Genomic DNA, 11,727 nt, shown 5'->3' on the forward strand with positions numbered 1-11,727 from the left:
CCCTCCCCCTAACCCCCTCCCGCGAGGGGAGGGGGGACTTGGACGGAGCGGGAGGGGGAACCGTTCCCGAAGCCCAAGCCGTCAGAGCCCGCCGCCGCAGCCCATCGCCTCGATCGGGTCCCGCCGCGTGTTGTCCGGCGGCGTCCGGCGTGCTTCCGGGCAGGCCTCGTCCGCCAGTGACCACCATCACCGGCGACAGATCGCGCGTGTCGTGTAGTATCGCCGGGCCGGGCGGGGGGACGCCCGGTTCTGACGATGGAAACCATGCCCGACATCGCCCTGGCCGTACTCGCCATATCCATCCTGATCGTCCTGGTGGCGTTGCTGCAGCCGCTGGCGACCCGGCTGTCGCTGCCGCATTCGGTGCTGATCGCCGGGCTCGGCATCGCGCTGGGTTCGGTCGCCAGCGTCACCGGCGCGATCGGCACCGGCGGGACGTTCTCCGAATTCGCCCATGCGTTGACCGGCGGCGAGATCCGGTCCGAGGCGATTCTCCACATCTTCCTGCCGATCCTGCTGTTCGAGGCCGGGCTGCACATGGATGTGCGGCGGATGATGGACGACGTGGCGCCGATCCTGACGCTCGCCGTCGTCGCCGTGCTGGTCTGCAGCCTGGTGGTCGGCATCGCCCTGTGGGGCACGTCGAGCCAGAGCCTGGTGCTGTGCCTGCTGCTGGGCGCCATCGTCGCCACCACCGACCCGGCGGCGGTGATCGGCATCTTCCGCGACGCCGGCGCGCCGCGGCGCCTGACCATCCTGGTCGAGGGCGAGAGCCTCCTGAACGACGCCGCGGCCATCACCCTCTACATCGTCCTGATCGGCCTCCTGACCGCCGGCGGCGGCGCCGGCCATGGCGCCGAGGAGGCCGATGCCAGCGGCGCGCCGCTCCTGTTCCTGCGCTTCTTCATCGGCGGCGGCCTGTTCGGCTTCGTCGCCGGGCGCCTGGCCTTCATGGTGATGCGGCCCCTGAACCGCTACCCGGTGGCGGAGGTCGCCTTCACCCTGGCGCTGCCCTACATCGCCTATGTCGTGGCCGAGCGCTACCTGCACGTCTCCGGCGTCGTCGCGGTGGTGACCGTGGCGCTGGTGGTCGGCTCCACCGGCCGGGTGCGGATCTCGGCCGAGGGCTGGGAGGGGCTGGAGAAGGTGTGGGCGCTGCTCGGCTTCTGCGCCTCGACCCTGATCTTCATCTTCGCCGCCATGCTGGTGCCGGAGTTCCTGCGCGACGCCACGGTCGAGGACGGGCTGCTGCTGCTGGTGCTGATCTCCGCCGCCTTCGCCGCCCGCGCCATCGTGCTGTGGGGACTGCTGCCGGTGCTGACCTGGCTCAAGGTCGGCCAGCCGGTCAGCACGCCCTATCGCGTGGTGATCCTGTGGGGGGGGCTGCGCGGCGCCGTCACCCTGGCGCTGGCGCTCGCGGTCAGCGAGAACCCGCTGCTGGGGACCGAGGCGACGCATTTCGTCGTGGTCCTGGCCACCGGCTTCGTGCTGTGGACGCTGCTGGTCAACGCCACCACGCTGCGGCTGGTGATGCGCGCGCTGGGCATGGGCGCGCTGAGCCCGACCGAGCTGGCGCTGCGCGACCGCGCCCTGCACCAGGCGCGCGAGGGCATCGCCGAGCGGATCGAGGAGATCGCCGAGGAGCAGCATCTGGCGCCGGAGGTGGCGAAGGAGGCGGCCGAGGCCTATCGCAGCCGCCTCAGCGGCCTGGCCAGCCGGCCCTTCATGCTCGACCCGAAGGAGCGCGAGCGGATGGGGCTGATGGCCCTGGCCAACCGCGAGCGCGACCTGGTGGTGGAGCATTTCGACCAGAAGCTGATGTCGCGCCGCACCACGGTCGACCTGCTGGCCCAGGTCGGCCGGCTGCACGACGCGGCGATGACCGGCGGCCGCGGCGACTACCTGACCGCGGCCGCGGGCAACATCGGCTTCGGCCCGAGCTTCCGCATCGCCATCCTGCTGCAGCGCTACACCGGCTGGGAGGGACCGCTGTCCGGCCGCATCGCCGACCGCCTCGAGATGCTCAAGGTCTCGCGGATGATGATCGAGATGCTGAAGCGCCATGCCGAGGCCGAGATGCGGCGGCTGCTGGGCGCCGAGGTGTGGCAGTCGCTCGACGCCGTGCTGACCACCCGGCTGGACGCCATCGTCGCCGCGATCGAGGCCTGGCGGCTGCAATATCCGGACTATGAGCGGCGGATGTCCGAGCGTTTCCTGCGCTGGGCGGCGCTGCGGCTGGAATCGGTCGAATACGACGACCTGCGCAACCAGCAGTTCATCACCGGCGAGATCTATGAGGATCTTCAGCGCGATGTCGGCCGGCTGTACGAGACGCTGCAGCGCCGGCCGCGGCTGGACCTCGGCCTCAGCACCGAGGAGCTGGTGCGGCGCCTGCCGTTCTTCCAAGGCCTGTCGGAGGAGCGCATCGGCCAGATCTGCCGCCTGCTGAAGCCGATCTTCGCGGTGCCGGGCGAGGCCATCGTCCAGGCCGGGGAGCGCGGCGACACCATGTACTTCATCTCCTCCGGCGCGGTGGAGATCGGCCGCGGCGGGCGCAAGTTCCGGCTGGGTCGCGGCGACTTCTTCGGCGAGATGGCGGTGCTGATCAGCGGCCGCCGTACCGCCACGGTCACCGCCATCGCCTTCTGCAAGCTGCTGGCCCTGACCGCCCGCGACCTGCAGGCGCTGGCCAGTGCCCATCCCGACCTGCGCCGCACCATCGCCGAAGTGGCCCGCGCCCGCAGCACCGAGACCGAACGGACGATCTCGGCGCTGGGGGAGGAGGAGGCGGTCTGAGCCGCCCCGTTCCGGCTGCCCTTCGCCTCGGCTAGAGTGGCGGGATGGCGCGATTCCTCCCACGCCGCCGCTGGACCATCGGCCTGTCGGCGCTGCTCGCGATCCTGGTCGGGCTGGCCATCGCCGCGCGGCAGCTGCTGCCCGGCTGGGTCGAGCAGGAGGCCGTCGCCCGCCTCAGGGCCGAGGGCGTGCCGGTCGAGCGGCTGACCGTCTCCAGCGTCGATCTCGGCTCGGCCGAGATCGGCGGCATCGCCCTGGCCGACGGCCGGATCACCATCGACCGCATCGCCCTGGGCTTCAACCCCTGGACCCTGATCCGCCAGGGCCACCTGTCCTCGATCGCGCTGTCCGGCGTGTCGATCCGCCTCGGCATCGACCGCTCCGGCACGCTGGACCTGCCGCGGATGGAGGTGCTGACGCGGGACAGCGGCGGCGCCGGGCTGGGCGCGATCCCGTTCCAGACCATCTCGGTCACCGACAGCACCATCGTGATCGACACCCCCTGGGGCCGGATCCGCACCCCGGTCGAGGCCGAGGGCTCGGTCAACGAGCTGGGCCGGCTGGTGTGGAAGGGGCAGCTGCAGCCGGCCGGCGCCGGCGGCGCGGCCCAGGCCAAGTTCGACCTGACCAACACGCCGCAGGGCCAGGTCTGGGGCGGCGCGCAGCTGGAGCGGGCGGTGTTCCGGTCGGAGCAGCTGTCGCTCGACGGCGTCACCGGCTGGATCGCCTATGGCGGCGAGCGCGACACCAGCGGCAAGATCGAGGGCGCGCTGACGGTGGCGGAGGTCGAGCGCGGCACCGCGCGGTTCCGCGATTTCGGCGTGCAGGGCAACGGCTCGCTGCAGCGGCTGCAGCAGCTGATCGTCGGCGCCAGGATCGGCGACGGCGACGGCAGCCTGGGCCTGCAGCTGCAGGGCGCGAAGGAGGGGGAGGGCACCGACCTGGCGGTGCAGGTCGACGCCGACAATCTCGGCGCGGTGGCGCCGGCCCTCGGCTTCGACGGCGGCGTCACCGGCAAGGCCAGCGTCAACGCCTGGCTGACCCTGCGCACCCCCGGCCTGCCCAGCCTGGATGAATTGCCCGAGCTGCTGGCCGACGGCTTCATCCGGCTGTCGACCGACGGCGTCCAGGCCGGCACCGGCGTGTCGCTGCAGACCGGGCAGCTGACCGCCGCCATCGACCTGTCCGGCGGCACCCTGACCCTGGCCGGCAGCCGGCCCTGGAAGGTGGCGGGGCGCTTCGCCTCCGGCAAGCTGTCGGTCGACCTCGACTGGCTGCCCGGCAATGGCGGGCCGCAGCGGCTGGAGTTCAGCCGCCAGGGCGACACCTGGTGGACCCGGCTGGCCGGCGCCACCAAGGGCAATGTCGCCGGCTTCCTCGTCTCCGGCTCGATCGACGCCGAGCTCGGGCTGAACGATGCCGGCCAGGCCAAGGTCCGGGTGCCGGAGGCGGTGCTGGATCTCGACCCGTTCGAGGCCGTCGGCCTGACCGTCGACCCCGGCCCGATGACGGTGACGGGCGAGACCACCGACCAGGGCTGGACCGCGACGCTGTCCGGCAGCTCGACCATCGGCCTGCCGGGCAAGGAGGGCGGCAACGCCACCGCCCAGGGCACGGTGCGGGTCGACACCATCGGCCAGCACCTGACGGTGCGGCCGGTGCATGGCGAATGCCTGTCGCTGGCCGTGCCGGCGCAGGATTTCACGCCGCGGCTGCGCCTGGCCCAGCCGGCGGCGGCGCAGCTGTGCCCGGATGCCGGTGGGCTGCCGCTGCTGGAGACGGATCTCGACAGCGACCGGCCGCCGCTGGTGCGGGCCGCCGTGCCGGCGCTGGCGCTGGACCTGTCGATCGGCGCGGGTGCGGGCGCCACCCGGCTGACCGCGACCACGCCGGTCCTGGCCATCGCGCCGGCCCAGCCCGACGGCCGCTACAGCGTCACCGCCACCGACGGCAGGCTGGCGCTGCCCGATGCCGGGCTGACGGTGGAGGATGTCGCCGCCGACATCGCCCTGGCCCCGGGTACCGCGACCCCGCTCGACGCCCGGCTGACCGCGGCGCGGCTGGCGATCGAGGGCGACCCGGTGGTGCCGATGGCGGCGACGATGCGCGGCCGGCTCGACGCCGCCACGGACGTGCTGTCGCTGGAGGCGGAGCTGACGGATCCGCAAGGCCGCGCCCGCGCCGCCGGCACCGGCCGCCACGACCTGACCACCGGCGAAGGCGGCCTCGACCTGGTGCTGGACCCGGTGCGGTTCCGCCGTCGCGGGCTGCAGCCGAAGGATGTGGTGCCGGCCCTGGCCGTGCTGCCGCTGGCCTGCGTCGACGGAAGGCTGGAGGGGGGCGGGCGCATCGCCTGGGGCAGCGCCGGGCAGACGGCGCTCGACCTGCGCCTGCGCAACGCGGCCTTCCGCACGCCCTGGGGCCGGGCCGAAGCGGCCACCGGCGAGCTGCGGCTGGACCGGTTCTCGCCGCTGCGGCTGCCGGCCGGCCAGCGGGTGCGGATCGGCCGCTTCATCCTGGATGGCGACATGCCGCCCCTGACCGGCGTCGATGCCCGCTTCGGCTGGAGCGTGGCCGGCGGCGTCGACCTGCGGCGGCTGGCGCTGGACTGGACCGGGGCCAAGGTCTCGGTCGAAGGCGGCGCCGGCAGGCGCAGGCCCTCGGTGCTGAAGGTGGAGGGGCTGGACCTGGCCCGCGCCGTGGCCGCGGCCGGGCTGGACGATGTCCGCGCCACCGGCATCGTCGACGGCACCATCCCGTTCCGCCTCGACCGCGACACGATCGTGGTCGAGAACGGCGTGCTGGCGACGCGCGGCCCGGGCGAGATCCGCTACGGGGCCGCGGCGGCGCCGGAGGAGATCAAGGCGGCGGCCGCCGCCGAACCGGGCATGGACACGCTGATGACGGCGCTGCGCAACTTCCAGTACCAGTCGCTGCGGGCGACACTGGACGGCCGCAGCGACGGCGAGGCGAATGTCCGGCTGGCGGTGCGGGGATCCAACCCCGACCTCTATGGCGGCTTCCCGATCGCGCTGAACGTCAACCTGTCGGGCGCGCTCTACGTCATCGCCCGGCGCAGCCTGGCGCTGGCGCGGATCGGCGACCGCATCCGGGACTATTATGCCGAGCGGCTGGGGCGCAGGAGCCAGCCGCCGTGCTGAAGACGAGAAGGGGATTGCATATGGCTCTCAGGAATCGTCATGGCGAGGCGCGGAGCGCCGTGGCCATCCAGGGGGCGCTGCGAGCTGCCCTGGATGGCCACGCCCCTGCGGGGCTCGCCATGACGTTGGGGGGATGCCTGGGCGCCGCCCTGCTGCTCGGCGCCTGCTCGCCGGTGATCCGGGTCGAGGCGCCGGACAAGCCGATCGAGATCAACCTGAACGTGAAGGTCGAGCAGGACGTGAAGGTCCAGGTCGACCGCAGCCTGCAGAAGGTGGTCGGGAAGAACCCGGCGCAGCCCTAGCGGCTTTCCTCGGAGTTCGTGATGCCTCGTATGGGTAAGGCACATTCGGCGTCGATGGCCCGTGAATACATTCGTCTGGGCTGGAAATTGAAGCACGAGTTCCGGGCGCGGGCCGGCGATGAGCCATACGAATATGTGTTTGGGTGGGAGGGGGCCGGCGAGGGCCCCCAACCCAGCCTCGACCCCGCTGAATGGGGCGACGCGAAGGAGGCTCCGGCTTCTAAGAAGGGGTGAGGCTGAATCGTAGACGCTCGGCCGCCAAGGGGCGAAAGCAGTCCAGCGGTTGCCTCAGCGAGGCGAACTCGTCACTTCGTCTCCTCGCCGTCCCAGTACTGCCGCCGTCCCGACATGTCGAAGATGTTGTCGCGCGTGCGCAGGGCGTCGACCGCCATCTTGTTCGAATCCGGATAGACGCAGACCTCGTTCGGGTTGCGCTGGCCGATCATCAGGGTGCGGCACGGGCCGGGGCCGCGGTTGAGGAAGGCATGGCCGACCTTCCGTCCGGCGGGGAAGCAGACATAGTCGCCGGCGGTCAGCTCGTATCGCTCGTCGCCGAGGATCAGCGTCACCTGGCCCTCCAGGATCAGCGCGTGCTCCTCCTCCAGCATGTGGTAGTGGGTCGGGCACAGGCGCTTGCCGGGCGCCGGGGATTCGATCAGCACGCCGACGCGGTAGTCCAGCCCGACCGCCGCGCGGGTCAGGTGCTTCGAGCGGCCGCCGAACCGGGCGCTGCCGGGCACGCCGTCGTCATGCCAGTCGACCGCGGCCTCGGAGATCGGGGGCTTCGGCACGACCGCGGCCTCGGCCACCGCGGCGTCGGCGGGCGGGGCCACGCCAGGCGGCAGGCCGGTGTCCTCGCCGTCCCAGTAGTCGCGCATCGCCGCCATGTCGAAGATCGCCCGCCGCCCCAGGGGGCGCACCAGCACCTTGCCGGTGTCGGTGTAGACGCAGATCTCGTTCGGGTTCTTCTCGCCCACCACGACGTAGCGGCAGACGGCGTCGCCGGTGTTGACCAGGCAGTGCCCGGCCCGCTGTCCGGCCGGGTAGCAGAGATAGTCCCCGGCCTTCATCTCATGGCTGTCGGCGCCGAGCCGCGCGGTCACCGTGCCCTCGAGGATGAAGACATGCTCCTCCTCGAAGATGTGGTAATGCGCCGGCGAGCTCTGCATGCCCGGCCCCAGCTCCTCGATGGCGACACCGACATGGTAGTCGTCGCCGACCGCGGCCCGGGTCAGGTGCCGGTACCGCGTGGTGAAGCGCGGGATGTCCAACCACTCCTGCCACGGAACGTCGTTCGACGAGATCGGCTTCGGTGCTTCCGTCGGCATTGGCGGTTCCCCCTTTGGTCTGGCCCGATCCTGGACCAAGCCGGGCGTTGGTCAAAGCCGGTGCCTCACATCACCGGTTCTTGAGATCGACTTTCCGGCCTTTTCCTCGTCATGGCGAGGCGCGCAGCGCCGTGGCCATCCAGGGGCCGGTGCGAGCGGCCTCTGGATGGCCACGCCCCTTCGGGGCTCGCCATGACGGGAAGGGTTCGGGCGGCTGATATCACACCTCCGCCGGCCGCCGATGCGCCAGGGCCAGGGAGCGGGCGAGGGTGGCGCCCAGCGGCAGGCCGTGCGTGTCGCGCAGATAGGTCTGGAAATCGTAGATCGTCACCGCCGGGCAGGTCTCGAACTCCAGGATCCGGACGCCGCCATCCTCGTCGGCGCGCAGGTCGACCGAGAAATAGTCGCGCAGCCCGAACAGCCCGGCCAGGCGGGGCACCAGCGTCTCGGCTGCCGCCACGATGCGGGCCGCCGCCGGGCCGGCCTCGGCGCGCAGGTCGGAGAGCTGCGGGACGAAGGCGCGGTCCTGCGTCTCGCCGAAGCCGGTCCGGCCGCCCTCGGTGTCGCGGCTGCCCGACAGGCTGGCATTGTCGCGCATGGTCATGAAGGCGCCGCCGGTCTCGCTGCCCGGATCCTTGCCCAGCCGGGCGATGCCCAGCGATGCGGCCAGGGGCCGGCCGGTGTCCATGAAACTGACCCGGACGTCATGGCCCGGCAGGAAGGGCTGGATCACCGCCCGGTCGCGGTAGCGGTCCCACAGCCGCGCGGCCGCCTCCAGCGCGGCAGCCGCAGTCTCGGTGCGAGAGTCGCCGAAGATGCCGATCTTGGCGCCCAGCGTGTTCGGCTTGACGAAGAACGGCCCCGGCCCGTCCAGCACCTCGGCGCCGGCGATCACCCGCCGGCCCTCGGCCAGCGCGGTCGGCGGCATCGGCAGGCCGGCCGCTTCGGCCAAAGCGGTGCATTTGAACTTGTCCTGGCACAGATGCTGCGCCTGGGGCGGGCTGCCGTAGAACGGGATGCCGGCCAGCCGGGCCAGGGCGCTGACGGTGCTGCCCCGGTAATAGGCGATGCCGTCGGTCTGGCACCACAGGATGGTGTCGTCGCGCCGGGCCCACAGGCCGGGCAGGGCGGCGAGCAGGGCGTCGAGCTCGACGAACTCCGCCTCCAGCCCGGCCTCGCCCAGCGTGGCCGCCAGCTCCGGCTTGATCGCCTCAAGGTCGGTCGCCTGGGCCAGGTAGCAGGCCACCTCCGCCGCGATGGCGGGGTCGAAGCCGGCCGCTTCCAGCCGCGCCCGGCACGCCGCCTCCGGCTCATAGGTGATGACCACGCGGCGGAGCGGGGAGGGCGGCATCGGCAACTCCGGGATCAGGGGAAGGCGCAGACCTCGCTGGTGACGCGGACGAAGCTGCGCTCGCCCTCGACCAGGCTGAACCGGTATTCCTTGTCGCCCATCACCACGGTCTGGAACAGCGGCAGCACGCCGGTGGCGGTGGCCTGTTTGCCATCGATGCCGCGGAAGTTGACGGTGATGGGCTTGGCCGGGTCGAACCAGGACTGGGCCTTGTTGCTGTCGTCCAGCGCGCTCTCGCCGCGGCCGGTGACGGCGACGGTGTTGTTGGCGAAGGCGACCGAGCTGTTCGCGCCGGTGGCGTTCTGGGTCGGCAGGATGAAGCGCTTGCTCTCGCCCGGCTTGCAGTCGCGCGGGGCCGCAGCCTGGTCGATGTAGAAGGCCAGGCGCTGCGGGTCGAGCCCGCTCTGCAGCCGCGCCGCCACCTTGTCGGCCAGCTCGCGATTCACCCCGGTTGGCACCTCGCGCTCGAATCGGGCCATCAGCTCGCGGTACTGGATCTGCGCTGTCTGCGTCGCCGCCTGCAGCTGCACGCGCTGCTGCTCCCACCCGCTGCGGTCCTGGGTCAGGCCGGAGACCTGGGTCTGCAGGGTGGCGATCTGGCCGCGCGTCCGCTCGACCCCGATCTGGTAGGCGAAGGCCGCCACCACCACCAGCACGGTGATCGAGAAGAACACGCGGATGATCGCGCCCCAGACGCGCCGCCGGTAGCGGCGCTCCGGATCGTAGAGACCGAGACCCATGAACCCTATCCTGACCCTTTGCCGGCTGAAATTACCGCCTGAAGCCTGTATTTCTCACACCCCTTGCACCCTGCGCCGGTTCAACATGCCGACCGGGCAGGAGAGCGGCGAAGTGCGATGTGGTTCATCGCGCGAGCCGTTCGACGCCCCCGGTCGGCATGTTCAACCGGCCCGGAGGGTCGCCTTGCGGCGGCCGCCTGAGGGCGCGGGCCACTCGACCGTATAACCCGATACGCTCTTCGTGGCCCGCGCCCCCATCCGACTCGCCGCAAGGCGACGCAGGGTGTAAGGGGTGTGAGAAATACAGGCTATCATGGCCGACAGTTACGACAGGGGCGCCCCCGTCGCCAAGCCCGTCGCGAGGGGCGCGGCAAATCAGGCGGCATTCCGGCCTGTCGGTCAGAAAATTCTGGAGGAGCGCAGCGTGGGTTCGATCCATCACTTCATCGACGGCAAGGCCGCGCCCGGCCGCAGCGGCCGCGCCGGGGACGTCTGCAACCCGGCGACCGGCGAGGTCTCGGGCCGCGTCGACTTCGCCTCGGCCGAGGAGGTCGGCGCCGCCATCGACTCCGCCCGCAAGGCGCTGCCCGGCTGGGCCGCGACTCCGACCGTGATCCGCGCCCGCGTCATGTTCCGCTTCAAGCAGCTGATCGAGGAGAACATCGAGGAGCTGGCGCGGATCGTGACGGCGGAACACGGCAAGGTGCTGTCCGACGCCAAGGGGTCGATCCAGCGCGGCCTCGAGGTCGTCGAGTTCGCCTGCGGCATCCCGCATCTCCTGAAGGGCGAGTTCAGCGAGAATGTCGGGCGCGAGATCGACAGCTTCTCGATCCGCCAGCCGGTCGGCGTCTGCGCCGGCATCACGCCGTTCAACTTCCCGGTGATGGTGCCGTTGTGGATGTTCTCGGTCGCCATCGCCTGCGGCAACACCTTCGTGCTGAAACCGTCGGAGAAGGACCCGTCGGCCGCCAACTGGCTGGCCGCCAAGCTGATCGAGGCCGGGGCCCCTCCGGGCGTGCTCAACGTGGTGCATGGCGACAAGGTCGCGGTCGACACCCTTCTGACCCATCCGGGCGTCGCGGCGGTCAGCTTCGTCGGCTCGACCGCGATCGGCGAGTACATCTATGCGACGGCAGCGGCGCATGGAAAGCGGGTGCAGGCGCTGTGCGGCGCCAAGAACCACATGGTGGTCATGCCCGACGCCGATCTGGACAAGGCGGTCGATGCGCTGATGGGCGCGGGCTACGGCTCGGCCGGCGAGCGCTGCATGGCGATCTCGGTGGCGGTCGCGGTCGGCGATGTCGGCGACAGGCTGATCCAGAAGCTGGAGCCCAAGGTGCGGGCGCTGAAGATCGGGCCCGGCACCGACCCGGACGCCGAGATGGGGCCGCTGGTGACGAAGCAGCACCACGACAAGGTGCGCGGCTATGTCGACATCGGCGTCGGGGAGGGCGCGAAGCTGGTGGTCGACGGCCGCGGGCTGAAGCTGCAGGGCTACGAGAACGGCTACTTCGTCGGCGGCTGCCTGTTCGACAATGTCGAGCCGGAGATGCGGATCTACCGGGAGGAGATCTTCGGGCCGGTGCTGTCGGTGGTGCGGACGCCGGATTTCGCGACCGCGCTGGACCTCGTCAACAAGCACGAATACGGCAACGGCACCGCGATCTTCACCCGCGACGGCGACGCGGCGCGGACCTTCGTCAGCAACTGCAATGTCGGCATGGTCGGCGTCAACGTGCCGATCCCGGTGCCGATGGCGTTCCACAGCTTCGGCGGCTGGAAGCGCTCGGCCTTCGGCGACCTCGGGATGTACGGGCCGGACGGGGTGCGCTTCTACACCAAGCTGAAGACGGTGACCGAGCGCTGGCCGACCGGCATCAAGGGCGGGGCCGAGTTCACCATGCCGGTGATGAGATAGGCGTTTCGTCCCCGTCCGCTCTTTTTGCTCGAGAACCGACCAACCTGAGTCCCCCCTCCCCTTGCGGGAGGGGGGTAGGGGGAGGGGGTTCCTTCAGTCAGAACCGTTCTTGACCCCGCTCGCTCTGGCCC

Annotated in this window: 7 protein-coding genes; 4 read left to right on the top strand and 3 right to left on the bottom strand. The window is 71.3% G+C overall.

The annotated features are described in order from the left end of the window. Window positions 1-264: 264 nt before the first annotated feature. The 3 genes from BWR60_RS33550 to BWR60_RS38455 are packed head-to-tail and all read left to right on the top strand — an operon-like array spanning window position 265 to window position 6,259. Window positions 265-2,796, top strand: coding sequence for a cation:proton antiporter (locus tag BWR60_RS33550; protein WP_179222058.1), 2,532 nt, complete (start codon window positions 265-267; stop codon window positions 2,794-2,796). Between the two features lie 44 nt (window positions 2,797-2,840). Further along, window positions 2,841-5,957 (top strand): intermembrane phospholipid transport protein YdbH family protein, encoded by a 3,117-nt coding sequence (locus tag BWR60_RS33555; RefSeq protein WP_088157265.1) that lies wholly within the window; start codon window positions 2,841-2,843, stop codon window positions 5,955-5,957. Window positions 5,958-5,977: 20 nt separating this feature from the next. Further along, window positions 5,978-6,259, top strand: coding sequence for a YnbE family lipoprotein (locus BWR60_RS38455; protein ID WP_088157267.1), 282 nt, complete (start codon window positions 5,978-5,980; stop codon window positions 6,257-6,259). A 305-nt stretch (window positions 6,260-6,564) separates the two neighbouring features. Here the strand turns inward: BWR60_RS38455 and BWR60_RS33565 are convergent, their stop codons facing one another. From BWR60_RS33565 to BWR60_RS33575, 3 genes are all read right to left on the bottom strand, one after another. Then, window positions 6,565-7,587 (bottom strand): cupin domain-containing protein, encoded by a 1,023-nt coding sequence (locus BWR60_RS33565; RefSeq protein ID WP_088157269.1) that lies wholly within the window; start codon window positions 7,585-7,587, stop codon window positions 6,565-6,567. A 220-nt stretch (window positions 7,588-7,807) separates the two neighbouring features. Beyond that, window positions 7,808-8,938 (bottom strand): D-alanine:D-lactate ligase-like protein, encoded by a 1,131-nt coding sequence (locus tag BWR60_RS33570; protein ID WP_088157271.1) that lies wholly within the window; start codon window positions 8,936-8,938, stop codon window positions 7,808-7,810. A 14-nt stretch (window positions 8,939-8,952) separates the two neighbouring features. Next, complete coding sequence (locus BWR60_RS33575) at window positions 8,953-9,678, bottom strand: hypothetical protein (protein ID WP_088157273.1); 726 nt, start codon at window positions 9,676-9,678, stop codon at window positions 8,953-8,955. A gap of 424 nt (window positions 9,679-10,102) precedes the next feature. Here BWR60_RS33575 and BWR60_RS33580 point away from each other — a divergent pair, with 424 nt between their 5' ends. Further along, window positions 10,103-11,596 (top strand): CoA-acylating methylmalonate-semialdehyde dehydrogenase, encoded by a 1,494-nt coding sequence (locus BWR60_RS33580; protein ID WP_429913056.1) that lies wholly within the window; start codon window positions 10,103-10,105, stop codon window positions 11,594-11,596. Window positions 11,597-11,727: the final 131 nt, after the last annotated feature.

The sequence above is a fragment of the Inquilinus limosus genome, assembly GCF_002195995.1.
In the GTDB taxonomy this organism is placed as follows: Bacteria; Pseudomonadota; Alphaproteobacteria; order DSM-16000; family Inquilinaceae; genus Inquilinus; species Inquilinus limosus_C.

Coding starts and splice junctions, on each gene's coding strand:
- BWR60_RS33565 (WP_088157269.1), bottom strand. CDS start 7,587: ATGCCGACGGAAGCACCGAAGCCGATCTCGTCGAACGACGTTCCGTGG.
- BWR60_RS33570 (WP_088157271.1), bottom strand. CDS start 8,938: ATGCCGCCCTCCCCGCTCCGCCGCGTGGTCATCACCTATGAGCCGGAG.
- BWR60_RS33555 (WP_088157265.1), top strand. CDS start 2,841: ATGGCGCGATTCCTCCCACGCCGCCGCTGGACCATCGGCCTGTCGGCG.
- BWR60_RS33575 (WP_088157273.1), bottom strand. CDS start 9,678: ATGGGTCTCGGTCTCTACGATCCGGAGCGCCGCTACCGGCGGCGCGTC.
- BWR60_RS33550 (WP_179222058.1), top strand. CDS start 265: ATGCCCGACATCGCCCTGGCCGTACTCGCCATATCCATCCTGATCGTC.
- BWR60_RS38455 (WP_088157267.1), top strand. CDS start 5,978: ATGGCTCTCAGGAATCGTCATGGCGAGGCGCGGAGCGCCGTGGCCATC.